This is a genomic window from Rhodobacter sp. NSM (genome assembly GCF_052244495.1).
Taxonomy (GTDB): domain Bacteria; phylum Pseudomonadota; class Alphaproteobacteria; order Rhodobacterales; family Rhodobacteraceae; genus Cereibacter_A.
The window spans coordinates 1-26,995 of record NZ_JBQPXH010000020.1 but is presented as its reverse complement, the minus strand read 5'-3'; the positions used below and the strand labels follow the sequence as shown (position 1 = coordinate 26,995).

Genomic DNA, 26,995 nt, shown 5'->3' with positions numbered 1-26,995 from the left:
CGCTCGGCTTTCTTGCCCCGATATCCGGCATGAGCCGCTCCTCCGCCCCTTCCTCGCACAGGCGCCGCGCACCGCAGGATGAAGAGACATGGATGCGCTGATCGGATTCACCGGCTTTGTCGGAAGCCACCTGCTGCGTCAGCACGAGTTCGGCTCCCTCTTCAACAGCACCAACATCGGCGAGGCGGCGGGCGGGCGGTTCGGCACGCTTGTCTGCGCGGCGGCTCCCGGCTCGATGTTCACCGCCAACCGCTTTCCCGAGAGGGACGAAGCCGCGATCCGGGACCTGATGACCCGGCTCGCACCGATCCGAGCCGAACTCTGCGTGCTGGTATCGTCGATCGCGGTGCTGGCCGAGTTCGACGGGCAGGACGACGAGAGCACCGACCGCTTTCAGACGACCCTCGCCTATGGCCGCAACCGGCGGATGCTCGAGGCATTCTGCGCAGAGAGATTCGAGCGCTGCCTCGTGGTGCGGCTGCCGGCGCTGTTCGGCCGCGGGCTGCGGAAGAACTTCCTGTTCGACATCCTGAACCCGGTGCCGACCATGCTGCCGAGGGCCCGGCTCGACGAGCTGGCCGAGCGGCTGCCGGCGGGGATGCGGCCGGGGCTCGCCCGCTTCTACCGGCCGGATCCCGAGACGGATCTCATGGTCATCGATCGCGCGGCCCTGGCAGCCAGCAGCCAGCGGGCGGCCTATGACGAGGCGGTGACGGAGCTCGGCTTCTCGGCCGTGCAGTTCACCCATCCCGCAACGCGTCTGCAGTATTACGACATGGAGCGGCTCTGGTCCGATATCGGCCTCTGCCTCGGCGCAGGGCTCGAGACGATCCACCTCGCCCCCGAGCCACTCGAGGCGGGGCGCATCCATGCGGCCCTGACGGGGCGCGAGATGCCGGCCGGCTCGGCGCGGATCCACCGCGAGGACATGCGCACCCGCCACGCCGCGCTCTGGGGCTGTGCGGGGCCCTACATCGCCACGGCCGACGAGGTGCTCGCAGGGCTGCAGGCCTTCTTTGCCGGGGAAAGGGCCGTGGCATGAAGCTCGCCGTCTCCAACATCGCCTGGCCCCCGACCGAGAGGCTCCGCATCTACCGGCTCCTTGCCGCCCACGGCATCCGCGGACTCGAGATCGCGCCCGGCCTGTTCCTTCCCGGCAGCGCCCGCCCCTTCACCCCCTCCGAGGCCGAGCTGGCGGCGGCGCTGGCCGAAACGCGGGCGGCGGGACTGGAACTGGTCTCCATGCAGTCACTGCTCTTCGGGGTGGAGGGGGCGGCCCTCTTCGGTGACCCCCGAGAGCGCGCGCGGTTCCGCGACGGATTGCGGGCGGCGATCACGCTGGCCGGGCGGCTCGGCATCCCGAACCTCGTCTTCGGCTCGCCGCGCCAGCGGGTGATCCCCGCGGACATGGGCGCCGCCGAGGCCGAGGCGGTGGCGCTTGAAACCTTCGCCGTGCTGGGTGAGGCGGCCCGGCAGGCCGGGACGCGGCTGGGGATCGAGTTCAATCCGGCAGCCTACGGCACGAATTTCCTGACCACGCTCGAAGAGGCCGACGCCTTCGTGACGCGGCTCGGCCATCCGGCGGTGACGCTGATCCTGGATCTCGGGGCCATGCACATGAACGGGGCCTACGACAGCCTTGCCGGAGCGGTGGCTGCGGTGACGGCGCCCATCAGCCACGTCCATGTCAGCGAGCCCGATCTCGCCCCCGCCCCGGCCCGAGCCGGGGCCGCCGCCACTGCGCTCGCAGCCCTTGCCCGCAAGGGCTATGCCGGCTGGCATTCCATCGAGATGAAGCCGCCGCCGGATCCCGGTCCGGCGGTTCTGGAGGCAGCGATCGGCCGGCTCCTGCGGGCGGCCGGCATGGCGGAAGGAAAGGCAGGTGCGGCATGATCCCCGTCCGGCGTGAGGATATCTTCGTCTCGGTCTGCATCGCCGACTTCCCGGCCAGCGAGGCGGCGGCGGCGGAACTGCGGCAGCTGTGCGCCGTGATCGCGACGCGGTTCCGCTACTGGGAGGTGCTGCTGACCGTCCCGGCCGATCGGGCCGAGGCCTGCGAGGCGCTGATGGCGTGCGTGGCCAACATCCGGCTGCTGAAGGTGCGCCATGGCACGCCCTTCTACCGCCAGCGCGTGGCGGCAGCGGCCGAGGCGATTGGCGATGTGGTGGTGGTGGCCGCCATCGAGGAACGGTCCGAACTGGACATGCCGGGGATGATCGAGACGGCCGCGGCCACCGGCGCCATCGTGATCGGGCAGCGCCGCTCGCGCAGCCTGCTGAACCCGTTGCTCGAGGCGCTGGGGCACAGTGCGGGCTTCCGCACCAGCACCCGCAACATGCTGACGGCGGCCTATCCGCGCACGCTGCTGAACCGGCTGCTGGCCCATCCCGACCCGCAGCTCGCGCTGCGCTTTCCCCCGGCGGACCCGGCGCTGCCGGTGCTGTGGCAGAAGGCGGCGGGGCTGTTGCGACCCTGCCCGCTCTGCGGCCTCGGGCGCAAGCTGGGGCTGGTGCAGAAGCTGTTGGTCAGCACGGCGCCGCGCGTTCTGGCGCTGGTGGGTCTGCTGTCGCTGGCCGTGGCCCTCGCCTCGCTCGCCCTTGCGCTTTATGCGCTGGTGGTCTGGCTCACCTTCAGCGGCGTGCAACCGGGCTGGTTCACCCTGACGCTTGCCCTCAGCCTGACGGCCACCTTCCTGTCGGTCGCGATCTTCGGCCTCTCGCTCGGCCTGCAGAAGATGATCGAGGGCCAGTCGGGCGGGCTTGGCGAGGACATCCTCGACGAGCGCAGCTCGGTGGACCTGTTCGGGCAGGTGATGACCGAACTCAACGTCGAGGTGGCCGACGGAATGGCCAGGAGGGAGCCTCTCTCGCTGCCGGGCCTGCCGGAGCCGGAAACCGCATGAGCCGCACCCCGGACATCGACTGCCTGGTGATCGGCGGCGGCTTCTACGGCTGCTGCCTCGCGCTCTTCCTGCGCTCGGTCTCGGAGCGGATCGTTCTGGTCGAGGCGGGCGACCGGCTGATGGACCGTGCCTCGCGGGTCAACCAGGCGCGGGTCCATACCGGCTTCCACTATCCACGCTCGGCCCTGACGGCGGCCAAGTCGATGGTGCTGCACCGTCGCTTTGCCGAGGATTTTCCCGAGGCGGTGCGGTCCGACTTCCAGATGCTCTATGCGATTGCGCGGCGCCGCTCGAAGGTCAGCGCCAAGCGGTTCTACCGGATGTTTGCCGACATGGGGGCGCCCATCGCCCCCGCCACCCGGTCGCAGGCGGCGCTGTTCGACCCCGCCACCATCGAAGCGGTCTTTGCCTGCACCGAGATGGCCTTCGACCATTCCCTGCTGGCCCGGCGCCTGGGGGGGCAGCTCGATGCGCTGGGGCTGGATGTGCGGCTCTCCACCGCGGCGGTGCAGCTCGAGGAGCAGGCCGAGGGCGTGGTCGTGCGGCTCTCCTCGGGGGCGGAACTGTTTGCCCGGCATGTCTTCAACGTCACCTACGCCCAGATCAACAACCTCCTGCGTCCCGCGGGCCTGCCCGAGGCCAACCTCAAGCACGAGCTGACCGAGATCGCCCTCGTGCGTCCTCCGGCCCAGCTCGAGCGGTTCGGGATCACGGTGATGGACGGGCCCTTCTTCTCGGTGATGCCCTATCCGGCCGAGGGGCTGCATTCGCTGACCCATGTCCGCTACACGCCGCAGATGAGCTGGACCGACCGGACGAGCGGCCGCTCGGCCTACGAGACCTTCGCCGCGACGGAACCGCAGAGTCGGCACCGCCACATGATCCTTGACGGGCAGCGCTATCTGCCCTGCCTGGCTGACAGCACCTGGGTGAAGTCGATCTTCGACGTGAAGACGGTGCTGGTGAAGAACGAGCAGGATGACGGGCGGCCGATCCTCTACCAGCAGCAGCCGGCAGGCTCTCGGGTGATCTCGATCCTCGGGGGCAAGATCGACAACATCTACGATCTCTTCGATCTCGTGCGGCTGACCCGGCCGGAATGGGCCGGCGCGACCGAGGCCTTCGTCTGCCCGCCGGCGGTCTGCGGCACATGGGGGGTGGCGTGATGGCGGCGCGGCTTCCGGCCGAACTGATCCGCTTCGGCCTCGTCTCGGTGCTGGGGCTTGGGGCCGATCTCGCGGTGGCCTGGGGGCTGGCGGTCCTTGCGGGGCTGAGCCTGCCGCTGGCGGCCACCTGCGGCTTCGCCATCGGGGCGGCGCTGAACTACGTCCTGCACCACAGCTGGACCTTCCGCGCCTCCGCGCCGCGGGCGCCCGGCCGGCGGCGGGTGGCTTCCCATGCGGCGCGCCTGCTGCGCTACGGGCTGGGGCTCGGGCTCACGCTTCTGGCGCGGGTGGCGACGGTCGCGCTGGCCAGCCGGTTCCTCTTTGCCGCCGAGGGACAGGAACTGCCGGCCCTCATGGCGGGCGCTGCCGTCTCCTTCATCGTCAACTATCTGACCAGCAAGCATTTCGTCTTCCAGGCCCGAGAGGCTCAGCCCCTCTGCGGCCCCTTTCCCGACATCAGGTGACGCACCCGATCGCGAGGCGCACCGATCCGACGGGCGGCTCCGCATTTTCCGAGGAAAACCACATGAACCAGGTGAGCCGCATGAATGATGCCGATCCCGGAAGGCCGGGGCCGGAAATCGGGCAGGAAATATGGCCAGGAGCCGAGCTTCCCGCCTTCGACAGCACCATCTTCGCCCCCCGGACCACGCGCTACCTGCTGGTGATCCCGGTCATCAACGAGGGCGAGCGGATCCGCCACCAGCTGCGGCAGCTTCATGCCCTGCGGATCCCGCTCGACGTGGCAATCGCCGACGGCGGCTCGACCGACGGCTCGCTCGAACCGGACTTCCTGCAGGAGTGCGGGGTGCGGGCGCTGCTGACCAGGCGCAGTCCGGGTCGGCTCAGCGCGCAGCTGCGCATGGCCTACGCCTGGGGCCTGGCCGAGGGCTATGACGGCATCCTGACGGTGGATGGCAACGGCAAGGACGGGCTTGAGGCGCTCCCCCGCTTCATCGCGGCTCTCGAGGCGGGCTTCGACTATGTCCAGGGCTCGCGTTACCGCAAGGGCGGCGAGGCAATCAACACGCCGCTTGACCGCAAGCTCGGCGGGCGGCTCTTGCATGCGCCATTGCTGTCGCTGGCCTCGGGCAACCGGCTGACGGACACGACCAACGGGTTCCGCGCCTATTCGCGGCGCTATCTGGCCGACCCGCGCGTGGCCCCGTTCCGCGCCTGTTTCCGCGACTACAGCCTGCTCTTCTACCTGTCCGCCCGGGCAGGCCAGCTCGGCTACCGCGTGACCGAGGTGCCGGTGCGCCGCGCCTATCCCGCCTCGGGTCCCACCCCCACCAAGATGGGCGGCGCAGGCGCCAAGATCGCGCTGATGGGCGAGCTTTTCCGCAGCGCGCTCGGCGGCTACCATCCCCCGGCCGCGCGCGGGCTGGCCGGTATCGGCGCGCCGGAAGCGGGAAGCTATCCGGAGCCGGTGCCGCGGTTCTGGCCCTGGATCCTGCCGCTCGTCTTCCTGCTGATCCTGGCGTCGCGGCTGGCCGGCATTCTCGATGCGCCCGACATCTGGCATGACGAGGGCATGCTGATGGCGAACCTGCCCCTGCCTTCGGTCCTTGCCGCCTTCGAGCACCTGCCTTACTTCGCCCAGGCCGCGCCTCCCGGCTACCTGATCCTCGCAAGCGGCGTGATGACCCTGGCGGGCGAGCATGCGATCACCGGGCTGCGCCTGCTCAGCCTTGCGGGCAGCCTCGGAGCGGCGGCGGTGCTGGCCCTGACGCTGCGGCGGACGGGCGGGGCCATGGTGGCGCCGGTGGCGCTTGCGCTCATGTTCCTCTCGCCTTTCGGCGTGCGCTACGGGATCGAGATCAAGCAATATGCCTTCGAGATCCTGGCCACCTGCCTGATGCTGGCCGCCACCCTTCGGGCGGTGCGGCGCCCGGACGGGCCCGGCCTCGCGATGCTTGCGGGGGCGGGCCTTGGCCTGCTGCTCTTCTCCTTCACCGCACCGGTCCTCTTCGTCGCCCTCGCGGCGGCAGCGGCCCTGCAGCTTCTCGTCGAGGATCGGTTGCGATCGGACGGGGTCCGCCACCTCGGGCTTCTCTTTGCAGGGCTCATGGTGGCGGCGGGCGCCTGGCATCTGGGCGTGACGAAGCAGGTGACGGTGGCGCAGTTTCGCTACTTCTCGTTCGTCTATGACCTGGGCTACCTGCGGCTGCCCTTCATCGACGACGGCGAGGGCATCACGGTCTCTTCCTTTGCACGGATCATGCTGGGGATGTTCGACCCGTTCTATCGTTTTGCCAGCGAGTATCACGCCGCGCGTCCCGTGGCCGTGATCACGGTCCTCCTGCTCGCGATCGGGATCCTGATGCCGCTGCGCCGGGGCCCGCTGCTGCCCGCATTCGGCCTGGCGTTGCTGATCGGCCTGCCGGTGCTGAGCCATGCGGGCTTCTACCCGGTCCTCTACAGCCGGCACTTCATCCTGATGCAGCCTGTCCTGGCCATCCTGCTTGCCACGGGCCTCCTGTCCGTCTTCGCCTGGATCGCGGGGGCGGCGGGGATGGCCCGTCCGGCCGGGACGATGCGGCTCGTCGCGGCCTTCGTGGTCCTGCAGGGGGGCATCGCGATGCATGCGGGCTTCCATCAGGAAAAGCAGCAGCTGAGCGAGGCTGTCGCGGTGATCGCCGCCAATGCGGCCGAGCCCGAGCCGCTGATCTACGTCGCCCCGGCGGCGCAGCCGAACATGCTCTATGTCGCGCCTGATTTCGGAACCCAGATCGGCTATGGCCCCGGCGCATTCGATCACGATTTCCACAAGCGGTCGAAGACCTCGGACATCACCACGGACTATCCCCGCGAGGTTGCCGCGCATCGCGAGATCTGGCTGCTCGAGACGCTCATCTACGACCAGGGCCTCGATCACGTGGCCGCGGAACTCGAGCCCCTGGCCGCGGCCTTCGGACCCTGCACGGAGATGTACCGCTCCGGCTCGTCCCGCGATCTCGGCTACACGCTGGCCTACCGCTGCCGGGCTCCGGACTGAGGCCTGCGGCGCTGCGCGGCTACTGGCCCAAGACGGTTGACGATCGCACTCCAGGTTGTTTCCTTTGGGTCATCGGCCGTAGGCCGGGGCGGCTCCGCTGCTTCTCAAGCTCAGGCCATGAGAGAGGGGTGCAAGGCCACATGAACATCGCGGCGACTGACGAGGCGGCCGACGCCCTTCATGCGAGCGAGGCGCGCTTCCGCGCCTACTTCGACGCCTCCGCCGACTGCATGTTCCACCTCCATGTCGGGGCGGACGGCCGCTTCACCTACGCCGACATCAACCCGGCCGGACTGGCCGCGGCGGGGCTCACGCTCGACGAAATGCTGGGGCGCGAGCCGCTCGAGCTCCTGGGACCGGTCAAGGGGGCGGAGATGACTGCAGGCCTCATGTCCGTGGTCCGCACCGGGCAGCCCTATCGCTACGAGCCGACCTGGACATGGCCGGCGGCACGGTCGTCTACGACGCCGTCTACATGCCCCTGCGTGGCTGGTCCGGCACCGTCACGGGGGTGCTCGGGGTGGCGCGCGACATCACCGAGCGGCACCGGGTCGAGGCGGCGCTGCATCAGGCGCAGAAGGTCGAAGCGGTGGGCCAGCTCGCAGCCGGCGTCGCCCACGACTTCAACAACGTCCTGGCAATCTTCCAGTCCTGCCTGCGGCTCCTGGGGAGCGAGGTGACCTCCGACCAGGGTCGGAAGGTCGTGGAGGAGGGCCTGGCCGCCGTTGGGCGCGGCAAGGCGCTGACCGATTGGCTCACGGGCTTCGTCCGGCAGGAGCCGGTCGCGCTCGCGAGCCTCGATCTCAACGCAGCCATGGAGCAGGTCTGCGCCATGCTCGACCAGACGCTGGCCGGCAGCGGGGTGCGCTTCTCCTGCGATCTGGCCTCCGACCTCGAGCCCGCGCGGGCGGACGCCAACGAGGTGGCCCTGGCAATCCTGAACCTCGGCCTCAACGCCCGCGACGCCATGCCGAAGGGAGGGACCCTGCGGCTCTCCACCCGCAACGAGGAGGTCGTGCGGGAGCCGCCCGACGGTCTCGCGCCCGGACGCTACGCCGTCGTCGAGGTCGCAGATACCGGCAGCGGCATGCCGCCCGAGGTCCTGGCCCGCGCCCTGGAGCCGTTCTTCACCACGAAGCCGGCGGGCCGCGGGACGGGGCTCGGCCTCGCGATGGTCCAGGGCATTATCCGCCGCACCGGTGGCGGCCTGCGCATCGCCAGCACCGAAGGTCAGGGCACACGCGTCAGCCTCTTCTTTCCAACCGCGTCGTCGGCGCTGGTTGCGGGGACCTGAGGTTCGATTGGGGGAGGCGACCAGTCGGTCGATGAGATCGGATTGCGCGGCGGTCAGAACGACGTTTCAGGTGGCCGTCTGCTTGTACTGGGTTAGTCGTCGCGACCGATGGCGCGTATGCCTGCCTTGCCGGACGACTTCAGCGCGGCATCGAACGCCTTGAAGGCCTGCACGATGCGCGCGAAGGACGGTTGGCTCAGCCGGCCATAATCGCATCCATCCGTTCCCGGGATCTTGCGCAGGTCATATCCCGGCCAGATGAAGCGGTTGACCTCGTCCAGCACCACCCAGTGATCCTCGCCATCAAGCCTGATCGACATGCGGCCCCGGTCGCATGCTGGCGCGGCGCGCAACCTGAAAGCATAAGCTCATCCCGTGCGAGCGGATATATCCTGGAAGATATATTTTATCTTTATGATCTTCGCATCCTATTGATGGTTTATGATCTTGCAATCATCTTGTGTGGAAGGATTGCCATGGATCAGATCGCGCGCACCACCAGGGATCTCGGCACCGCCCTGCGGCAGGCCCGCAGGGCGCAGAACCTGACGCAGGCCGAACTGGCATCACGTGCAGGCATCTGGCAACGCACGGTCTCGAACATCGAGACCAGTGCCAGCGGGGCGAAGGTCGACACGATCTTCGATCTGCTCGCAGCACTCGACCTCGAACTCCACATCGTGCCGCGCAGCAAGATCAAGCCGTCGGACCTGGAGGACATCTTCTAATGGGGCGCAAGCGCAGCTACGTCCCGCTCGACGTCTACATGAACCGCCGCAAGGTCGGGCAGTATTACCGCGAGGCAGACGGGGCCTGCGGCTTCACTTATGCCCCCGGCTGGCTCGCATGGGAAAACACGCTGCCGATCTCGCGCGCCTTGCCCCTGCGCTCCGAGCGACATGTCGGGCCCGCGGTCATCGCCGTCTTCGAGAACCTGCTGCCGGACAGCGACGTCATCCGACACCGCGTGGCGGAACGCGTCGGCGCAGACGGGGTGGATGCGTACAGCCTTCTCGCCCGGATCGGGCGCGACTGCGTGGGCGCGCTGCAGTTCCTGCCGGAGGGGGAGGTGCCAGGGGACTGCCAGGTCTTGACGGGCGAGCCGCTGACCGAGGCCCAGATCGCCGCGATGCTCAAGGATCTCGGTCATACGCCCCTGGGCATCCGGGCCGAGAAGGACTTCCGGATCTCCGTCGCGGGCGCCCAGGAAAAGACCGCTCTTCTCTTCCATGAGGGCCAATGGGTTCTGCCCACCGGAACGACGCCGACCACCCATATCCTGAAGCCACCGATCGGCACCTTGCCAAACGGCATGGACCTGACCAACAGCGTCGAGAACGAGCACTTCTGCCTGCGCCTGATGGCCGCCTTCGGCCTGCCGGTAGCTCACACCGAGATCGCTGCCTTTGCAGCCTCCAGGGCTCTGGTGATCGAACGCTTCGACCGGCTGCGCGCCCGCGACGGGCGCCTGATCCGCCTCCCGCAGGAAGACTGCTGTCAGGCGCTGTCGGTCCCGCCGACCCGGAAGTACCAGACCGAGGGCGGTCCCGGCATCGTCGAGGTCTGCGGCCTGCTGACGGGCAGTGACGAGCCCATGCGCGACCGGGCAAATTTCCTGAAGGCGAACATCCTGTTCTGGTTGATCGGCGCGACCGATGGACATGCCAAGAACTTCAGCATTGCCCTCCTGCCGGGCGGTCGCTTCGTGATGACCCCGCTCTACGACGTGCTGACCGTGCAGCCCTCGCTCGATGCCGGGCAGATCCAGGTCAAGAACATGAAGCTTGCGATGCGGGCCGGGAAAAGCCGCCACTACAAGGTCTCGGACATTCAGGGCCGGCACTTCGTGGAGACAGGACTGGCCGCAGGGTTTTCGCGGCAAAAGGTTGTGCGGATCTTCGCGGACATCCTCGAAAGGGCGGAGGGAGCCTTCACCACCGCGCTGGCCGAAATGCCCGCCGACTTTCCGGTGGAACTGTTCGCCTCCGTGAAGCGCGGTTTTGATCAGCGCGCGGCGCGTATGCGGGAGGGCGCCGTGTGAGGCGGAGCGACAATGGCGATGCAGGCGCAAGCCATCCTCGTCTCTCCCATGATCCTCGGCTTCTCTTCGCTCGCGGTCGTGGCCGGTCCTGATCATTCCGAGAAATATGTCCGAAAGTGCCGGGATGAGGCGCAGGAACAGTTCGCTCCCGCTGGGCCTGCCTCAGCTCGCGATCCGGTAGGGGCGCCCGCGCCGCGGCTGGGGCGGAGGTGCATGACGGTCCTGCAGCAGGTCTGTTCCCGTCCCGGGACCGGGTCGGGCAGGGGCCAGGGTCTCGCCTGCTGCGGGAGGCCTTGGGCGAGCTCCGGCACAGCTACGGCGGCTCGATGAAATTCGAGACAAGGGGGGAGGCGGAGTATCTCATCCGGCGTCCCTACCGCGGCACCGGCAGGAGCGTGCCCGCGTGGTCGCGCTTCATCTCCCCGGTCAGCAGGCCGAGGATCTGCTCGCGCGGAAAACAGGTTTCCAGCCTCTTGAGCTGCGTCCCGTAGACCCCCCGCTCGACATAGCTGAAGACGCGCCAGTACCGCGCAACCCGCGCCCGCCCCTCGCGGATTGCTTCGGAAAAGGAGAGGGGCTCGTCCCCGCGAGCCACCTCCATCCGCCAGTGGGAATGGGCGCGCTCGACCGGGTCGCGCAGCGGCAGGATCAGGCGCATCCGGGGATTGTAGGTCCGGATCCGCTGCAGCGACGGCTCGTGGAACAGGTGGACCGGGATGGCCTCGCCGCAGATCTGGTCGGGGCGGGCGCCCGCGAAATGGGTCTCGTAGAGCGGGGCAGTCGGTGCCGACCAGTCGATCGCCGCCTCGCTGTCGAAGAAATGCAGGTCCTTCTTCGCGGGCAGGAAGAGCTCAGGATGCGTCGACAGGAAGCGGTGGAGCGCGGTGGTTCCGGATTTCCGGGGCGCCTGCGATGAGGAAGGCGACCTTCGGTCCCTGCCGCAAAGCTGCCTGGGCCGGATCGGGGCCGATTCCCGTGCGGACCATTCCGGTCTCCTCCTCCTCCGGGCGAGTCCGGCTCGGTGCGGCTCGCCCGACATTCCTTCGTCGGTGGGTGTTACATGCTTTCGCCTGTAAGGACCATACGGCCGGAGGCCAGGCATGTGGCCTGAGCTCACCACCGAGACCTCCGCTCCAAAATATCCATCTGAAATCGCTCTAAAAGCCACATTTTGGTCACAGTGTCGGCATTTCTCGCCCTGATCATTTCAGGGGGCAGACAATGGCTACATATCTCACCGGCGAAACCGTCACGCTCGTCGTGAACTTCACGGACGGGCTCGACAACGTCGATCTGCTGACGACCAGCTTCGTCGTGGATGACGGCGCGGCTGAGGTCGTCAACTCTCAGATCTCCAACGACATGCTCGACGGCACGATCACGGTCGATGTCACCGACGCGGGCTTCGACGTCAGCTTCATCGGCATCCAGCAAGCTGGCAACCTGACCTTCACCCTCAGCAGCCTTTCCGACGAAAGCGCCGGTTCGGTGGTCGGGGCGAGCGAGACCGGCTACTCTATCTCGGGCCTCAGCGAAACCATCCTCCCCAGCTACGACACCCAGGCCGGCACGGCCTCGGGGGGCTTCTTCTTTTTCGGTTCTGGGTCTTTGGTCGCGATGAGCCAGACGGTCGCCCTCTCCTTCGCCGATCCGAACGAGGCCCCGGTCGTCGCGACCAACACCGGCTCGATCCTGGCCGAGGGTGGCCTCGACACGATCCTGGCGACCGAACTCGGTGCGACCGACGACGCGACCGAAACCGCCGGCCTCGTCTACACGATCACCTCGGGCACGTCGCACGGCACGCTCTTCGTCGATGCCAACAACAACGGCCAGATCGACATCGGCGAGACGCGGGGGCTTGGTGAAACCTTCACCCAGGCCGACATCGATGCAGACCGCCTGCTCTACCTGAACGATGGCGGCGAGAGCACGACGGACGGCTTCGGCTTCACCCTGTCGGACGGGTCGGCCATGACCGACAGCAGCTTCTCCTTCACGATCACCCCGGTGAACGACGCGCCGACCGTCTCGGCCCCGGCGAGCCTTTCGGTGACCGAGGACGCGGCGACCGCCCTGACCGGCATCAGCTTCGCCGACGTGGATGCGGACTCGAGCGACGTGACCGCGACCCTCTCGGTCGATGCCGGGATGCTCGCCGCGGCGAGCGGGGCGGGCGTGACGGTCCTGGGCTCGGGCACGGGTGTGCTCACGCTGAGCGGCACGGTGGCCGCGATCAACGCCTTCATCGCGGCGAGCGAGGTGGCCTTCACCCCGGACGCCAATGCCACGACGGACGTAACCCTGAGCATCGGCATCGACGACGGCGGCAACAGCGGCAGCGGCGGCGTGCTGACCGCGGGCACCAGCGTGACGCTCGCCGTCATCCCGGTGAACGACGCGCCGACCGTCTCGGCCCCGGCGAGCCTTTCGGTGACCGAGGACACGGCGACCGCCGTGACCGGCATCAGCTTCGCCGACGTGGATGCGGGCTCGAGCGACGTGACCGCGATCCTCTCGGTCGATGCCGGGATGCTCGCTGCGGCGAGCGGATCGGGCGTGACCGTCCTGGGTTCGGGCACGGGCGTGCTCACGCTGAGCGGCACGGTGGCGGCGATCAACGCCTTCATCGCGGCGAGCGGGGTGGCCTTCACCCCGGCCGCCAACGCGACCACGGACGCGACCCTGAGCGTCGGCATCAACGACGGCGGCAACAGCGGCGGCGGCGCGCTGACCGCCAGCACCAGCGTGACGCTCGCCGTCACGGCGGTGAACGACGCGCCGACGGTCTTGGCCCCGGCGAGCCTCGCGGTGACCGAGGACAGCACGACCGCCGTGACCGGCATCAGCTTCGCCGATGTGGATGCGGGCTCGAGCGACGTGACCGCGATCCTCTCGGTCGATGCCGGGATGCTCGCTGCGGCGAGCGGGTCGGGCGTGACGGTCCTGGGCTCGGGCACGAACGCTCTCATGCTGAGCGGCACGGTGGCCGCGATCAACGCCTTCATTGCGGCGAGCGAGGTGGCCTTCACCCCGGCCGCCAACGCAACCACGGATGCCACCCTGACCGTCGGCATCAACGACGGCGGCAACAGTGGCAGCGGCGGCCCGCTGACCGCCATCACCAGCGTGACGCTCGCCGTCACGGCGGTGAACGACGCCCCGACCGTCTCGGCCCCGGCGAGCCTCGCGGTGACCGAGGACACCACGACCGCCGTGACCGGCATCAGCTTCGCCGACGTGGACGCGGGCTCGAGCGACGTGACCGCGACCCTCTCGGTCGATGCCGGGCTGCTGGCCGCGACGAGCGGGTCGGGCGTGACGGTCCTGGGTTCGGGCACGGGCGCGCTCACGCTGAGCGGCACGGTGGCCGCGATCAATGCCTTCATCGCGGCGAGCGAGGTGGCCTTCACCCCGGCCGCCAATGCCACGGCGGATGCAACCCTGAGCGTCGGCATCAACGACGGCGGCAACAGCGGCAGCGGCGGCGCGCTGACCGCCAGCACCAGCGTGACGCTTGCCGTCACGGCGGTGAACGACGCCCCGACCGTCTCGGCCCCGGCGAGCCTCGCGGTGACCGAGGACACCACGACCGCCGTGACCGGCATCAGCTTCGCCGACGTGGACGCGGGCTCGAGCGACGTGACCGCGACTCTCTCGGTCGATGCCGGGCTGCTGGCCGCGACGAGCGGATCGGGCGTCACGGTCTCGGGTTCGGGCACGGGCGCGCTCACGCTGAGCGGCGCGGTGGCGGCGATCAACGCCTTCATCGCGGCGAGCGAGGTCGCCTTCACCCCGGCCGCCAACGCAACCACGGATGCCACTCTGACCGTCGGCATTAACGACGGCGGCAACAGCGGCAGCGGCGGCGCGCTGACCGCGGGCACCAGCGTGACGCTCGCCGTCACGGCGGTCGACGACGCGGCGGTGGCGGCCGACGATGCCTTCCTCGTCTCCGATGTCACTCCGCTCTCGGGCGATCTCTTCGCCGACAACGGCCAGGGCGTCGACTCCGACGTGGACGACACGCTTCTCGTCACGGCGGTGAACGGCAGTGCGCTTGCCGTGGGCAGCCAGATCACGCTCGCCAGCGGCGCGCTGCTGACGGTGCAGGCCGACGGCACCTTCGCCTATGATCCCAACGGTCAGTTCGAATACCTGCCCCTCGGCCAGACCGCCGAGGACAGCTTCACCTACGAGGTGAACGGGGTCGAGGCCACGGCCACGGTCACCATCCTGGGCGTCGACAACCGCGACCTGCTGGAAGGCACCGACGGGGACGACCTCCTCTCGGGCGGGGTGATGGGCGACATCATCCGCGGGGAACTTGGTGCGGATACGCTGATCGGCGGCGCCGGCGCCGACGTGATCGAAGGTGGCCTGGGCAGTGACCTTGCGAGCTATGCGGGTTCGGATGCCGGGGTGCAGGTCGATCTCGCGGCCGGGACCGCCGCGGGCGGCGATGCCGAGGGCGACCAGCTTTCGGGCATCGAGAACCTGCTCGGTTCAGACCATGCCGACCGGCTGACCGGCAATGCGATCGCCAACGAACTGGACGGCGGCGCAGGCAACGACACGCTCTTCGGCAACGAAGGCCACGACACGCTTCTTGGCGGCGAGGGCGACGACTACCTGCATGGCAACACCGGGGCCGACCTGCTCCAGGGCGGTTCGGGCAACGACGAGTTGCGCGGCGGTTTGGGCAACGACATGCTCGTGGGCGGCGCCGGGGCGGACCGGCTGATCGGTGCGTACGGCCAGGACACGGCCAGCTACGCGGGCTCGGCCGATGGCGTGAATGCCGACCTCTTGCTCGGCACCGGTCAGGGTGGAGATGCAGAGGGCGACAGCTTCTTTGGGATCGAAAACCTGCTCGGCTCGGACCATGACGACCAGCTGACCGGCGATCTCCTCGCCAATACGCTGAACGGAGCTGCGGGCAACGACACGCTCTTCGGCTACGGGGGCCACGATACGCTGAGGGGCGGCGAGGGCGACGACTATCTGCGGGGTGACGCGGGCGACGACCTGCTGATGGGTGACGCCGGAGACGACCGGATCCGCGGCGGCGCCGGAGACGACCGGGTCCGAGGTGGCGAAGGCAACGACTACCTGCTGGGCAACGCGGGGAACGACCTGCTGATAGGCGGCGCCGGAAACGACCAGATCGGCGGCGGTGACGGCAACGACCTGCTGATGGGTGGTGACGGCAACGACCTGCTCTTCGGCGCGCTCGGCAACGATACCTTCGTGGGCGGCGCGGGAGAGGACGTCTTCCTCTTCAACACGGCCCCTGCGAGTGACAACGTCGAGACGATCATCGACTTCGAGTACGGGATCGACCGGATCGCGCTGCTGCCCTCGGCCTTCACCTTCATCCCCAGCCCGGACGGGGTCTTCGAGGACTATCTGCGCTTCGATGCGGACATGGGCACGCTCTATTTCGACGCTGACGGTCAAGGGGCGCAGGAAGAGGTGCTGATCGCGAACGTGTTCGGCACCGATACCCTGACGTCGGACGATTTCCTGTTCGCCTGACGGACGTTACCTGCGGACGCAGGCATATCCCGGAGCCGGCCGATCACCTCGGCCGGCTCTCTGCATGTTCCGTACTCTCCACGCAGGATGATTTCCGAATACATGCTCGTCATCGCCCGGGGCATCCGCCGCTTCGGGTCAGCAATTCATGCATAATCGAACTCCCGCATCGCCGGAGCCACAGCCGCCTCGTCGGCTTCCCGCTCCGCTTCCGGAAGGCGCGGATGATGGCCAACCCCGGGCGGGAGCCCGGCCTCGAACCAGATCGGTCAGTTCGGTCAGGATTGCGTCCTCCATGCCGCAGGGCTCGATGCGGCCCCTCAGGATCGCGATCATTCTCCAGCTCTCGCTCTGTTCTTCCAGCCTCGGCGATGCGCCGGACCAGTTGCCCTCGACCCGGCAAGTGAGTTCAACCGCAATGCCGTCCTGACCTGGTGCAGGGCCGCGCCTCAGGTGCGTAGGCTGACGTCGCAGCTTTCATCTGCCATGCCTCGGGCGCATCAACCCCTGCCCGGACAAAGCCTGCGATCAACCCTGTGGACGGCGAGGTTCGCAGACTTGGCCGGCAGAGGACCCTCTCCTATGCTCGTCCTGGAAATTGAAGGAACGAACCTGATGGCCGAGTATCTGCCGCTCTATGAAGTGACAGCCAATTACTACAACCCCAGCCCGCTGGGCATTTTCGAATGCCCATGCGGTGTGCGACACAAGCACGGGCTTCCGGAGAAGAAGGGCGTGCCGGAGCATCGTGTTGCGCACTGCACCGACCGGTCGCTTCACCCCGAAGGCTACAACATCGTCTGGCAAGGCAAGACCGATGGGGTTCGTCCTGCGCGTCGGCGGCAGTCGCGGGCAGTGACCTCCGGGTCGTAATCCGTACGGTGCGTCACGAACCGGTCACGCCGGAGGGGCCGTCGGGTCTGCGCACGGCAGCCGGCCAGACGCTGCAGGAGCTCCGCATGGCCCGGGTCGCAGGTGCATCGCCGAGCTGCATCGGCATGTTCTTGCGGAGAGCGCCGCCCGAGGATCTCCTCTATCGCCTCGAGACAAGTCGCGCCCCTCTCGCCGTGCGGGGCGGACGACCCAGCCTGCCGGAGCTGGCTGAACGGCGGGCTGTCAGAGCACCGGCGGGGCCGGAGGCGCAGGTACGACAGGTGCAGCATCCGTGAAGAGGTTCGGGAAGAGCCGCTCCCGGTAGTCCAGCGGAAAGGCGATGCGCACGGGCCCCTTCGGTGTTGCGGATTTCAGGAAGCCGCCGCGCGTCAACTCGCCGAGGTCGCCGCTCGTGCTGCGTTCCGAAGCGCCGGTCACGAAACGTGCGTCCCCCCGCGCCATTTCTCCATGGCGCAAGACATGTACGATCAGCCGGGGCAGGCGGTCCTTGCCCGGATAAAGATCCGTGATCAGCCGCGTGTAGCGATCCCGCAGCATGCCTAGGTCGAACATTGCTTCGGTAAACCGGATCTGATCCAGCATGACGGTCAGAAACCATCCGGTGAAGGACGTCAGGGTGCTGAGCGACAGGTTTCCGCGACCGTCGCGGTCGCCCCGGCGCGGCTGGTCGGCCGCGTCCATGCGTTCCTTGTATTCGGCCGGATCTGCCAGCCCTCTGGCGAGGCCGCGGCTGATGGACCAGAGTCCATGCCCGCCGATCCCTGCGACCTGGCACATTGCGTGGGACATGAGCCTGCTCACCCGGCCGTTTCCGTCGAGAAACGGATGAATGTAGTTCAGCCGGTGATGGGCTGCGGGAATGGACAGGATCCGGCCGGTAGCGCCGCGGGTCAGGCCGCGGTAGCGCAGGACGAAGTGGTCCATGAAGGCAGGCACACGGTGGGCAGATGGCGGCAGGTGCCGACCGACCGCGACGTCCTCGCCTTCGACCCGGAAGGCGCCGGGGACGATCTCCCTGCGCCGGCCGTCATGCTCGGTGAAGCGCAGCTCTTCGGGCATCGCCTCGTAGAAGCGGCGATGCAGGTCGCGGATGAATGGACTCGACGTCGGCTCGGGCAGCTCCCCTCGAGCATAGGTCTCGTCGATCCACACCTGGACACGGACATGCGCGGCGGCTTCTTCGGCCAGGGGCCGGTTTTCCACTGTGTCGAGGCGGCCGGCCAGGGCGGCTTCAATGTCGTGCGGGCGGGTGTTGTGACCTTCGATCAGGTTCGAGTAATAGGCGTTCATGATCCGGGTCATGGAACGCAGCTCGGCCGCGCTGTCCGGATGAAGCCTCCGCCCGAGGGTTTCCGCCGCAGAGCGGAGTTCGAGAACCAGATCGGTCAACTCGATCGGGATCGCTTCCTCGATGCCGCAGGGCTCGATGCGTGCCGGTGTTTCCAGGATCATGTTGCCGATCCTATACCATGAAAAGAGTGTGTGACAGTTGATGGTTAAGGCAAATTTCCGCAAGGAGTTGCCGATCATGGCTGCCGATCTTCGGTACGGCTTGTGGTTCCTCTGTCCGCGACAATCCGGAAACGCCTGCTCGGTCGACGGGATAGGGCTGCACCCTTGGGGCGGTGGCGATGTTGTGCTCGATCGTAGTGCGCCTGGCCACCGGGCAGCAGTTGCGCGACGTGGTGGCCCCTCTGGCTTCACGCAACTCGCAACCGAGCAGATCGCCGAGACAGCCGCCGCGTGAGGTGTCTGGTCCAGATGGGCGGCGGCCGACACGCGAAGGGGCGCAGGCGGTGCAGGCCCCATGCCCCTGAGCCGATGCGTTTACGCCTTGGAGGCTTGTTGAAAAGATGTGGTGATCCAGGCTGCGGCAACTTTGGATGTTGCCCTGGACTTACGATCCCGGTCTTCAAGGGAAAGAACGCCTCAAACGGGTGCCGGGCGGCCGCTGCGAGCATCGTGGCGCTGACAACGGGCGGGGCATCTACCATCTCGAGAGATGACAGATGTGCCTGAATTTCGGAAGCCGCGAAGAACCGACCCATCAGGGTGTTCCCGAATCGCGTCCCGCAGAGCAGTTGCCGGCCAGCTGAGAGTTTGACATGCGGAGATTATACCTATATCGGTATATTCGGCGCGGGGAAGGCGGAGACCTTGGAACGAAAGATCATCTGGCTCTATGGACGCCCAAGCCCGATCTCGATTTGATCAAGACCCGCCTGAGCCAGGTGAAACAGCATCTTGCGGAGGCGAGTAGACAAGAGAAAAGGAAGAAGAAATGACCGAAGATCAGTCCACGCTGGAGATTGAAGTCGGAAGCGGCAATGTCTTTGCTGATCTCGGTCTCGACGATGCGCCCGAACTGAAGCTGAAGGCTGCCATCGTTGGCCAGATCAACTCGATCCTGCGCCATCGCCACCTGACGCAGGTCCAGGCATCCGCGCTCCTTGGCCTGCCACAACCGAAGATTTCCGCGCTCAAGAACGGCAGGCTCCGGGGCTTTTCGCTCGAGAAGCTCCTCGAGGTGATGGTGAAGCTCGATCGAGATGTGGAGATCGGCTTCAGCAAGTCCTCCAGGAAGGAGGGGTCGCGCTACTCCATCCGGAACGAAAAGGTTCGCATATTCGTCGCGGCCTGATTTCACGGAGAGCCGAAGGGTATGGACGGCATGGGTTTTCCGTTCGTGTCCTCTATCCTCAAGGAGCCGCACGTCGGCGTGGGGCCTACTTCCCCGAATACTCGCGATACCACGCGACGAAGCGCGCGATGCCGTGGCGGATGTCGGTCTGCGGGCGGTAGCCGGTCAGGCGCTGCAGGAGGCCCGCATCGGCCCAGGTCGCCGGCACGTCGCCCTGTTGCATCGGCATGTAGTTGCGGAGGGCTGTCTGCCCGAGGCTCTCCTCGATCGCCTCGATGAAATCGAGAAGCCGCACCTTCTCGGAATTGCCGATGTTGACGATGCGGAACGGGGCTGCGGGCGAGAGGCTGTCCTCCTCGACCGCCGTCTCGGGGCCGCCCGGCACCGCATCGATCAGGAGCCGGATCGCGCGGACGAGATCGTCGACATAGGTGAAGTCGCGCCACATCTCGCCGTGGTTGTAGATGTCGATCGGCCGGCCGTCGAGGATCGCGTCGACGAACCGGAACAGCGCGAGGTCGGGCCGCCCCCAGGGCCCGTAGACGGTGAAGAAGCGGAACATGGTGACCGGCACGCCATGCAGATGGGCCCAGGCATGGCCCATGCTCTCGTTGGCCTTCTTGGTCGCGGCATAGATCGTGAGCTGGCCGTCGGCCTTGTCGGTCTCGCGGAAGGGCATCTCCTCGTTCGCGCCATAGACCGAGGAGGTCGAGGCCATCATCAGGTGGCCGACCTTCAGCCGCCGCGCGGCCTCCATCACGCTGAAGGATCCGATCACGTTCGCATCGAGATAGGCGCGCGGGTTCTCGACCGAGTAGCGCACGCCCGCCTGCGCCGCGAGATGGACGATCACCTCGGGCGCGAAGTCGTCGGCCACCCGGTCGAAGAGCGCCTGGTCCTCGAGCATGCCCTCGGTCATCGAGAAGTTCGGATCCTGCAGCAGCATCGCATGCCGCCGCCGCTTGAGGCCGACGTCGTAATAGTCGGTCATCCCGTCGTAGCCATGGACGCGGAAGCCCTCGGCCAGCAGCAGCCGCGCGAGATGGAAGCCGATGAAGCCGGCCGTGCCGGTGACGAGGATGCGCCTCATGGAAAGACCCTCACGTGGTTTTGCGGCATGGACCCGGGCCTGCGAGCCCGGGCGGCTCTTCATTCGGCGCGGGCTCGGGGGGGCGAGAGGAGCCGGCGTGGCGCGAGGCCGCTCCTCTGCAGGGCACGCTCACTCGCCGGGTTGCAGTTCGGCCGTCTCCCGCGCAGGCTCCTCGATGAGCCGCATCGCAGCACGGCCCGGCATCGCGTCCGGCCTCCGGCCGATCGCCTCGAGTGCCGTGAACCCTGCCGCGCGAGCCACGTCCGGCTCGTAGACATTGCGCAGATCCGCAAGCCGCGGCACGGCCATCAGACCCGCCAGGCGCTGCAGATCAAGGGCGCGGAACTCGTTCCATTCCGTCAGGATCACCAGCGCCTCGGCCCCCTCGGCGGCCTCGTAGACATCCTCCATCCAGGTCACGCCGGACAGGAGATGCTCGCCCTCGCGCCGGCCCTCGGGATCGACGACACGCACCTTCGCACCTGCCCCGACCAGGGCCGGCACGATGGTCAGCGAGGGCGCATCCCGCATGTCGTCAGTGTTCGGCTTGAAGGTCACGCCCAGGACCGCCACCGTCTTGCCGCGGCACGAGCCCTCGCAGAGATCCTCGATCTTTCCGATCATCCGGCGCTTGATTTCATCATTGACCTTGATGACGGTCTCGACGATCTGGATCGGCGTGGCATGCTCCTGCCCCATCCGCGCCAGCGCCCTGGTGTCCTTCGGGAAGCACGATCCGCCGTAGCCGGGGCCTGCATGCAGGAACTTGTTGCCGATCCGGCCGTCGAGGCCCATGCCCTTCGAGACTGCCTTGATGTCGGCCCCCACCCGCTCGCAGAGCGCGGCGATCTCGTTGATGAAGGTGATCTTCGTCGCGAGGAAGGCGTTGGCCGCGTATTTGATCATCTCGGCGCTTTCGAGGCCGGTGTAGACGACGGGGAAGTCGCGCAGGAAGAGCGGGCGGTAGATGTCCGACATGATCTTCTTCGCGCGCTCGGACTCCAGGCCCACCACGACGCGGTCCGGACGCATGAAGTCGTCGATGGCCGCGCCCTCGCGCAGGAATTCGGGGTTCGAGGCCACGTCGAAATCTGCGGCGGGGTTCGCGTGCCGGATGACCTCTGCCACCTTGCGGTTGGTGCCGATGGGCACGGTCGATTTCGTGACCACCACCGCGTAGTGATCGAGCGCATGGGCGATCTCCTCGGCCGCGGCCATGACGTAGGTGAGATCCGCATGGCCGTCGCCGCGGCGCGTGGGCGTGCCCACGGCGATGAAGACCGCCTCCGCGTCCCGCATCGCCTCGGCCAGGTCCAGCGTGAAGCTGAGCCGCCCCGCCGCCACGTTGCGCGCCATCAGCGCCTCGAGCCCCGGCTCGAAGATCGGAACCTTGCCATCCTTCAGCCTGGCGATCTTGGCCGGGTCCTTGTCGACGCAGACGACCTCATGTCCGAAGTCCGAAAAGCACACACCCGAGACGAGGCCCACATAGCCCGTGCCGATCATCGCAATCTTCATGTCGTCAACCTCTGTGAAGGGAACAGTCCTGCCCGAAGACCCGGGGCCGGTGGCCTTATTCGGCCGCGCAGCGGAAGCCGACCGCCTCCTCGAGGAAGGTGCGGAACTCCTCGCCCAGATCCGGGCGTGCGAGCCCGAAGGCCACCGTCGCCTGCAGGAACCCTGCCTTCGAGCCGCAGTCATACCGGCGGCCGCGGAAGCGGAACCCGTAGACGGGACCGCCGGCCCGGATCTCCTCGGCGATCGCGTCGGTGAGCTGGATCTCGCCCCCCGCACCCGGCTTTTGCCGGTCGAGATGCGCCATTACCTGCGGGGTCAGGATGTAACGCCCGATCACCGCGAGCGTGGAGGGCGCCGTCTCGGGGTTCGGCTTCTCCACCACGCCCCGCAGCCGGACGAGCGGCCCCGTCTCCTCCGCAACGTCGAGAATGCCGTAGGAGGAGGTCGCCGCCCGCGGCACCTCCGTCGCCGCCATCATGCTCCCGCCGGTCTCGGCATGGGCCTCGATCATCTGCTGCAGGCAGGGGGGCTCGCCCGCGATCACATCGTCGGTCAGGATCACCGCGAAGGGCTCGTCTCCCACCAGATGGCGCGCACAGCGGACCGCATGGCCGAGGCCCAGGGGCCGGTGCTGCCGCACATAGGCGATCGCCCCCGACTCCACGTCGGTCGCGGCCAGGGCCTCGAGAAGGGCCGTCTTGCCCGCCCGGCGCAGTGCCTCCTCAAGCTCGGGCGCCTCGTCGAAATAATCTTCCAGCGCGGACTTTCCGCGGGATGTGACGAAGATGAACTGCTCGATGCCGGCCGCCCGCGCCTCGTCGATCGCATACTGGATCAGCGGACGGTCGACGAGCGTCAGGATCTCCTTCGGGATCGACTTGGTGGCCGGGAGGAAGCGTGTTCCGAGGCCGGCGACCGGAAGGATCGCCTTCGTCACCTTGCGTTGCATGAAGTACCCTTGAAATTGAGAACAGAAGTGCTGGCCGGACCCCGGAAGCGTCCGGGAAAGGCGATCGGACGGCCGAACCCTGCGCCCGGCAGGGAGAGGCCGGATCCCGGAGGTCGGCCGCAGATCATGCCTGACGGATCTCCGCCAGGGCCTGCCCGAGCGCCGCGAGGCCGCGGGCCAGGAGATCCCGGGCCGCGTCGGGGCTTTCGGCCTCGACATAGAGCCGGAGCTCCGGGGCGTTGCCGGACGGGCGGACATGGAGGATCCGGCCCGAGGCGCAGCTCACCCGCAGGCCGTCGGTCAGATCCGTGCCTCCCGGTGCCTCCCCCAGCGGGGCCAGGAAGGCCGCAAGCCGCTCCGGTCGGGCGGCGAGATCGGCCACCAGTGCCCGGGCCGGATCGGACGGCACCTCCTCGAGCCGGTCGGCGGCGGTGAAACGGGCGGGCTCGCGTGCGACCAGCGCTGCAAGCCCACCGGCGGACCGGGCCAGCGACAGCGGCGCCAGAACGGGCAGCAGGCTGTCGCGGGTCGGAAGCGGCGGCAGCGGCCCGGCGAGACGGGCCTTGAAGCCCAGGAGGAAGCCGCCGTTGGCCTCGTAGCCCACCGCGCGGCCCTGGGCCTCCTCCATGCCGGCAATGACGAAGGGCGAGCCGATCCGTGTCCGGATCACCTGCCGGAAGCGCCCGCCCGCCTCGACGCCGCTGTTCGAACTGACCGGCGTCACCACCACCTCGGCACCGACCGCCGCCGCGGTGATCTGGCCCAGCAGGTCGCCGGGAATGACCTGCCCCTCCCCATCCGCCAGGAGCGGCCGGTCACCGTCGCCGTCGGTCGAGACCAGCGCATCGAGGCGGTGCTGGGCGATCCAGTCCGCGATCTGCCGGCGCGCCCGGTCCGGGACGGCCTCGGTATCGACCGGGATGAACTCCTCGGACCGGCCAAGCTCCACCACCGCCGCGCAGCCAAGGGCGCGCAGGGCGGCGGTCAGCAGATCGCGGCTGACCGCGCTATGGCTCCAGACCCCGACCCGCAGACCCGCCAGGGCTTCCGCCCCGAAGGCCGTGACATAGCGGCGGACCCAGGCTGCGCCCGCGGTCGTGTCCCGGATCAGCGGGGCTGGCTCCGGGGCAGGGGGGGAGGAATCGTCCAGCGCCGCGAGGATCGCGGCCTCGTCGGCCTTGGTGATCTCGCCGGTGGGCAGGTAGAACTTCAGCCCATTGCGGTCGGCCGGGATATGGCTGCCGGTCACCATCACCGCTCCCGCTCCGGCGCGCATCGCGGCCAGCGCCAGCGCGGGCGTCGGCACCGCCCCGCAATCGGTGACCGGCACGCCCGCCCGAAGCGCGGTTTCCGCCACGACCCCGGCAAGCGCGGGCGAGGAGGGCCGCAGGTCGCGCCCGATGTAAAGCCCGGTACCATGGGGGCAGGCGCGCAGGAAGGCGCCCACATGGGCCGCAACCAGATCCGGCGTCAGCTCCGTCACCAGGCCCCGAAGGCCGCTCGTGCCGAACCGCGGCGCCATCTCAGCCCCGTGCGCCCTGGCCGCGGGCGTAGATATCCTCGTAGCGGGTGATGTCGTCCTCTCCGAGATAGCTGCCGGTCTGCACTTCGATCAGTTCCATCGCCACCTTGCCCGGGTTCTCCATCCGGTGGCGGGCGCCGAGCGGAATATAGACCGACTGGTTCTCGGTGACGAGACGGACCTCGTTGTCGACCGTGACGCGGGCGGTGCCGCGCACCACGATCCAGTGCTCGGAGCGGTGGACGTGGCTCTGGAGCGAGAGCGAAGCGCCGGGATGGACCAGGATCCGCTTCACCTGGAAGCGGTCGCCCAGGGCCAGCGTCTCGAAGAAGCCCCAGGGCCGGCGGTCATGGAGGAAATTCTCGGCCTGCCGTGCGCCCTTGGCCTTCAGCGCCTCGACGGCCGCCTTCACCTCCTGCGCCCGGCCACGCTCGGCCACGAGGACCGCATCCTTCATCGCCACCGCGATGATGTTCTCGAGCCCGATGCCCACGATCTCGACCCCCTCGCTGTCCGAGCGCAGGAGCGTGTCGCGGCAGTCGAGCGCGGTGGCCGCGCCCCCAAGGCTCACGCCCCGCTCGTCCGCCCCCATCTCGAGCGCCACCGCGTCCCAGCCGCCGAGATCGTTCCAGCTCCCGTCGTAGGGAACGACGGAGAGATTGGCGGCCCGCTCCATCACCGCGTAGTCGATCGAGATCGGCTCGGCCCGGGCCCAGGGCTCCGGGGCGAGACGCAGGAAGCCGAGATCGGGCTGGGCCGCCTCCACGGCGTCCCGCACGGGGTCGAGAAGCTCCGGCGCATGCTCCTCGAAAGCGGCAAGGATGGTGGCGGCCGAGAAGAGGAAGATCCCGGAGTTCCAGAGGAAGCGGCCCGCGGCGAGCATCTCCTCGGCACGCGCGCGACAGGGCTTCTCGACGAAGCGCCGGAGCGGGACCGCGGGTCCCTCCACCCCCTCCTCGAGCTCGAGCCAGCCATAGCCGGTCTCGGCGCGGCTGGGGGCAATGCCGAAGGTGACGATGCGGCCTGCGCGCGCCGCCGGCACCCCCTGCATGACCGCCGCGCGGAAGGCCGCCGGATCGGCGATCGCATGGTCGGAGGGCGCCACGAGCATCAGCGCCTCCGGATCGCGGGCCGCGACATGAAGCGCCGCGGCGAGGATGGCGGGCGCGGTGTTGCGCGGCTCGGGCTCGATCAGGATGGCCCCGGGCTCGATCCCCACCTCGGCCAGCTGCTCGGTCACGACGAAGCGGAAGTCCGCGCCGGTGACGATCACCGGCCGGCCGAAGTCCGGCCCGGAAAGCCGCTCGGCCGAGGCGGCGAAGAGGCTGCGAGCGCCCAGAATGGCTGCGAACTGTTTCGGATGTCCCTTGCGCGACAGGGGCCAGAGCCGGGTGCCCGAGCCGCCGCACAGCAGGATCTGCGTGATCATGGTTTCTCACCCTTGCCGATGGTGTCTCCGGTCCCGGCTGCCCGGACCCGGATCCGCGACCTAGTCCCCGGCCTGCGGCCGGTAGCTGTACTGATAGCCATAGCCGTAACCATAGCCATAGCCATAGGGTCCGCGACCGGCTTCGGGCTTGTAGGCGTTGAGCACCGCGCCTGCGGGCTTCACGCCCGCGCCCTGCAGCTGGCGGATCAGCGCGTCGATCTCACCCAGGGTGGTGACGTCGTGGCGCACGACGGCGATGGTCGCTCCCACCGCGCGCCCGATCACCACCGGATCGGTGACCGCGAGTGCGGGCGGCGCATCGAAGATCGTGAGATCGAAGCCGCGGTCGAGCTCCGCCACGAGTTCGGACAGGGCCGGCCGCATCAGAAGCTCGGACGGGTTCGGCGGATAGCGCCCGGTGGTCATCACCCTGAGCCCCGGGATCGGCGTGGGCCGCAGGAGATCCTCGAGCGCCGCCTCGCCGGCGAGATAGTCCGAAAGCCCGGGCTCCTCCTTGCCCACCCCGAAATACCGCCGGATCCGTCCGCGGCGCAGGTCGGCATCGACGAGACAGACCCGCTGGCCGGCATCGGCCGCCACCACCGCGAGATTGACTGCGAGGAAGGACTTGCCGGCCTCGGGCGCCGAGGAGGTGAAGGCGATCGAGCGGCTTTGTGCGTCCAGCATCCCGAAATGCAGGCTCGTCCGGAGCGACCGGATCCCTTCGACCGCCACCGCATCGGGATCGGTCATGGCCAGGATCGGCAGGGTGCCCTTCTGCCGGCGGTCGCGCGCCACCGAAGGCGCATAGAGCACGGTGGCAAAGACCGGCAGCCCCATCCGGTCGATCTCCTCGGCGCCCCGCACCCCCCGGCGCAGCCAGTGCCGGCCGAGCACGAAGCCCGCCCCGCCGAGCGCGCCCAGCAGAAGCGCCAGCGCCAGAACCCTTCCCCGCCGCGGCGCGATCGGGAGGGGCTCGGTGCGGGCGCTGTCGATGATGCGCACGTTGCCA

The 26,995-nt window shown here is 68.4% G+C and carries 21 protein-coding genes; 12 read left to right on the top strand and 9 right to left on the bottom strand.

The features are described 5' to 3' along the window. Positions 1–88 precede the first annotated feature (88 nt). The 7 genes from ACTVZP_RS20230 (at position 89) to ACTVZP_RS20200 (ending at position 8,361) form a co-directional block, all read left to right on the top strand. Positions 89–1,042 carry a hypothetical protein gene (locus ACTVZP_RS20230; RefSeq protein WP_443213972.1) on the top strand — a complete coding sequence of 318 codons (954 nt, stop codon included), beginning with the start codon at positions 89–91 and terminating at the stop codon, positions 1,040–1,042. Continuing rightward, entirely contained in the window at positions 1,039–1,893 is an 855-nt protein-coding gene (locus ACTVZP_RS20225) for a sugar phosphate isomerase/epimerase family protein (RefSeq protein WP_443213971.1), read from the top strand. The genes ACTVZP_RS20230 and ACTVZP_RS20225 overlap by 4 nt, the downstream gene beginning before the upstream one ends. After that, positions 1,890–2,903 (top strand): hypothetical protein, encoded by a 1,014-nt coding sequence (locus ACTVZP_RS20220; protein ID WP_443213970.1) that lies wholly within the window; start codon positions 1,890–1,892, stop codon positions 2,901–2,903. Before ACTVZP_RS20225 ends, ACTVZP_RS20220 begins: the two co-directional genes overlap by 4 nt. Beyond that, positions 2,900–4,069, top strand: a complete 1,170-nt coding sequence (locus ACTVZP_RS20215) for an NAD(P)/FAD-dependent oxidoreductase (RefSeq protein WP_443213969.1) — start codon at positions 2,900–2,902, stop codon at positions 4,067–4,069. Before ACTVZP_RS20220 ends, ACTVZP_RS20215 begins: the two co-directional genes overlap by 4 nt. After that, positions 4,069–4,533 (top strand): GtrA family protein, encoded by a 465-nt coding sequence (locus tag ACTVZP_RS20210; RefSeq protein WP_443213968.1) that lies wholly within the window; start codon positions 4,069–4,071, stop codon positions 4,531–4,533. Before ACTVZP_RS20215 ends, ACTVZP_RS20210 begins: the two co-directional genes overlap by 1 nt. Before the next feature lie 62 nt (positions 4,534–4,595). Beyond that, positions 4,596–7,067 (top strand): glycosyltransferase family 39 protein, encoded by a 2,472-nt coding sequence (locus ACTVZP_RS20205; protein WP_443213967.1) that lies wholly within the window; start codon positions 4,596–4,598, stop codon positions 7,065–7,067. Positions 7,068–7,506: 439 nt separating this feature from the next. Beyond that, complete coding sequence (locus ACTVZP_RS20200; RefSeq protein WP_443213966.1) at positions 7,507–8,361, top strand: two-component system sensor histidine kinase NtrB; 855 nt, start codon at positions 7,507–7,509, stop codon at positions 8,359–8,361. A 92-nt stretch (positions 8,362–8,453) separates the two neighbouring features. On the opposite strand, the gene ACTVZP_RS20195 is transcribed toward ACTVZP_RS20200, so the two are convergent. Continuing rightward, complete coding sequence (locus tag ACTVZP_RS20195) at positions 8,454–8,681, bottom strand: hypothetical protein (protein WP_443213965.1); 228 nt, start codon at positions 8,679–8,681, stop codon at positions 8,454–8,456. 156 nt (positions 8,682–8,837) lie between these two features. Here ACTVZP_RS20195 and ACTVZP_RS20190 point away from each other — a divergent pair, with 156 nt between their 5' ends. Then, a complete protein-coding gene (locus tag ACTVZP_RS20190; protein WP_443213964.1) occupies positions 8,838–9,089 on the top strand; it encodes a helix-turn-helix domain-containing protein in 252 nt (83 codons plus the stop codon). Next, the gene (locus ACTVZP_RS20185; protein ID WP_443213963.1) at positions 9,089–10,402 is read left to right on the top strand and encodes a type II toxin-antitoxin system HipA family toxin; all 1,314 of its coding nucleotides are present in this window, start codon (positions 9,089–9,091) and stop codon (positions 10,400–10,402) included. Before ACTVZP_RS20190 ends, ACTVZP_RS20185 begins: the two co-directional genes overlap by 1 nt. A 373-nt stretch (positions 10,403–10,775) precedes the next feature. Here the strand turns inward: ACTVZP_RS20185 and ACTVZP_RS20180 are convergent, their stop codons facing one another. Further along, entirely contained in the window at positions 10,776–11,441 is a 666-nt protein-coding gene (locus tag ACTVZP_RS20180) for a sulfotransferase domain-containing protein (RefSeq protein WP_443213962.1), read from the bottom strand. Between the two features lie 182 nt (positions 11,442–11,623). On the opposite strand from ACTVZP_RS20180, the gene ACTVZP_RS20175 reads away from it, so the two are divergent. Both ACTVZP_RS20175 and ACTVZP_RS20170 read left to right on the top strand, forming a co-directional pair. Then, complete coding sequence (locus ACTVZP_RS20175) at positions 11,624–15,940, top strand: beta strand repeat-containing protein (protein WP_443213961.1); 4,317 nt, start codon at positions 11,624–11,626, stop codon at positions 15,938–15,940. A 582-nt stretch (positions 15,941–16,522) separates the two neighbouring features. Further along, positions 16,523–16,813 (top strand): hypothetical protein, encoded by a 291-nt coding sequence (locus ACTVZP_RS20170; RefSeq protein WP_443213960.1) that lies wholly within the window; start codon positions 16,523–16,525, stop codon positions 16,811–16,813. A gap of 243 nt (positions 16,814–17,056) precedes the next feature. On the opposite strand, the gene ACTVZP_RS20165 is transcribed toward ACTVZP_RS20170, so the two are convergent. Next, entirely contained in the window at positions 17,057–18,286 is a 1,230-nt protein-coding gene (locus ACTVZP_RS20165; RefSeq protein ID WP_443213959.1) for a Fic family protein, read from the bottom strand. Positions 18,287–19,115: 829 nt separating this feature from the next. On the opposite strand from ACTVZP_RS20165, the gene ACTVZP_RS20160 reads away from it, so the two are divergent. Beyond that, on the top strand, positions 19,116–19,475 hold the full coding sequence (locus tag ACTVZP_RS20160; protein ID WP_443213958.1) for a helix-turn-helix domain-containing protein: 360 nt from the start codon (positions 19,116–19,118) through the stop codon (positions 19,473–19,475). Between the two features lie 85 nt (positions 19,476–19,560). Here ACTVZP_RS20160 and ACTVZP_RS20155 read toward each other — a convergent pair whose 3' ends face one another. The 6 genes from ACTVZP_RS20155 to ACTVZP_RS20130 all read right to left on the bottom strand — a co-directional run. Next, complete coding sequence (locus tag ACTVZP_RS20155) at positions 19,561–20,565, bottom strand: NAD-dependent epimerase/dehydratase family protein (RefSeq protein WP_443213957.1); 1,005 nt, start codon at positions 20,563–20,565, stop codon at positions 19,561–19,563. Between the two features lie 129 nt (positions 20,566–20,694). Beyond that, positions 20,695–22,083 carry a UDP-glucose dehydrogenase family protein gene (locus ACTVZP_RS20150; protein WP_443213956.1) on the bottom strand — a complete coding sequence of 463 codons (1,389 nt, stop codon included), beginning with the start codon at positions 22,081–22,083 and terminating at the stop codon, positions 20,695–20,697. A 55-nt stretch (positions 22,084–22,138) separates the two neighbouring features. Beyond that, positions 22,139–23,032 carry a UTP--glucose-1-phosphate uridylyltransferase gene (locus ACTVZP_RS20145; protein WP_443213955.1) on the bottom strand — a complete coding sequence of 298 codons (894 nt, stop codon included), beginning with the start codon at positions 23,030–23,032 and terminating at the stop codon, positions 22,139–22,141. A 124-nt stretch (positions 23,033–23,156) separates the two neighbouring features. Further along, complete coding sequence (locus ACTVZP_RS20140; protein WP_443213954.1) at positions 23,157–24,554, bottom strand: phosphomannomutase; 1,398 nt, start codon at positions 24,552–24,554, stop codon at positions 23,157–23,159. A gap of 1 nt (position 24,555) precedes the next feature. Continuing rightward, positions 24,556–25,983 carry a mannose-1-phosphate guanylyltransferase/mannose-6-phosphate isomerase gene (locus ACTVZP_RS20135; protein WP_443213953.1) on the bottom strand — a complete coding sequence of 476 codons (1,428 nt, stop codon included), beginning with the start codon at positions 25,981–25,983 and terminating at the stop codon, positions 24,556–24,558. Positions 25,984–26,043: 60 nt separating this feature from the next. Then, positions 26,044–26,995 (bottom strand): polysaccharide biosynthesis tyrosine autokinase (locus ACTVZP_RS20130; RefSeq protein ID WP_443213952.1); only part of this gene is annotated, 952 nt, incomplete at its 5' end.

Excerpts from the sequence above, each read along its gene's own strand:
- ACTVZP_RS20175 (WP_443213961.1), top strand. The coding sequence starts at position 11,624 with ATGGCTACATATCTCACCGGCGAAACCGTCACGCTCGTCGTGAACTTC.
- ACTVZP_RS20195 (WP_443213965.1), bottom strand. The coding sequence starts at position 8,681 with ATGTCGATCAGGCTTGATGGCGAGGATCACTGGGTGGTGCTGGACGAG.
- ACTVZP_RS20170 (WP_443213960.1), top strand. The coding sequence starts at position 16,523 with ATGCTCGTCCTGGAAATTGAAGGAACGAACCTGATGGCCGAGTATCTG.
- ACTVZP_RS20190 (WP_443213964.1), top strand. The coding sequence starts at position 8,838 with ATGGATCAGATCGCGCGCACCACCAGGGATCTCGGCACCGCCCTGCGG.
- ACTVZP_RS20220 (WP_443213970.1), top strand. The coding sequence starts at position 1,890 with ATGATCCCCGTCCGGCGTGAGGATATCTTCGTCTCGGTCTGCATCGCC.
- ACTVZP_RS20165 (WP_443213959.1), bottom strand. The coding sequence starts at position 18,286 with ATGATCCTGGAAACACCGGCACGCATCGAGCCCTGCGGCATCGAGGAA.
- ACTVZP_RS20215 (WP_443213969.1), top strand. The coding sequence starts at position 2,900 with ATGAGCCGCACCCCGGACATCGACTGCCTGGTGATCGGCGGCGGCTTC.
- ACTVZP_RS20200 (WP_443213966.1), top strand. The coding sequence starts at position 7,507 with ATGGCCGGCGGCACGGTCGTCTACGACGCCGTCTACATGCCCCTGCGT.
- ACTVZP_RS20230 (WP_443213972.1), top strand. The coding sequence starts at position 89 with ATGGATGCGCTGATCGGATTCACCGGCTTTGTCGGAAGCCACCTGCTG.
- ACTVZP_RS20135 (WP_443213953.1), bottom strand. The coding sequence starts at position 25,983 with ATGATCACGCAGATCCTGCTGTGCGGCGGCTCGGGCACCCGGCTCTGG.
- ACTVZP_RS20185 (WP_443213963.1), top strand. The coding sequence starts at position 9,089 with ATGGGGCGCAAGCGCAGCTACGTCCCGCTCGACGTCTACATGAACCGC.
- ACTVZP_RS20180 (WP_443213962.1), bottom strand. The coding sequence starts at position 11,441 with ATGTCGGGCGAGCCGCACCGAGCCGGACTCGCCCGGAGGAGGAGGAGA.
- ACTVZP_RS20225 (WP_443213971.1), top strand. The coding sequence starts at position 1,039 with ATGAAGCTCGCCGTCTCCAACATCGCCTGGCCCCCGACCGAGAGGCTC.
- ACTVZP_RS20145 (WP_443213955.1), bottom strand. The coding sequence starts at position 23,032 with ATGCAACGCAAGGTGACGAAGGCGATCCTTCCGGTCGCCGGCCTCGGA.
- ACTVZP_RS20160 (WP_443213958.1), top strand. The coding sequence starts at position 19,116 with ATGACCGAAGATCAGTCCACGCTGGAGATTGAAGTCGGAAGCGGCAAT.
- ACTVZP_RS20140 (WP_443213954.1), bottom strand. The coding sequence starts at position 24,554 with ATGGCGCCGCGGTTCGGCACGAGCGGCCTTCGGGGCCTGGTGACGGAG.
- ACTVZP_RS20150 (WP_443213956.1), bottom strand. The coding sequence starts at position 22,083 with ATGAAGATTGCGATGATCGGCACGGGCTATGTGGGCCTCGTCTCGGGT.
- ACTVZP_RS20205 (WP_443213967.1), top strand. The coding sequence starts at position 4,596 with ATGAACCAGGTGAGCCGCATGAATGATGCCGATCCCGGAAGGCCGGGG.
- ACTVZP_RS20155 (WP_443213957.1), bottom strand. The coding sequence starts at position 20,565 with ATGAGGCGCATCCTCGTCACCGGCACGGCCGGCTTCATCGGCTTCCAT.
- ACTVZP_RS20210 (WP_443213968.1), top strand. The coding sequence starts at position 4,069 with ATGGCGGCGCGGCTTCCGGCCGAACTGATCCGCTTCGGCCTCGTCTCG.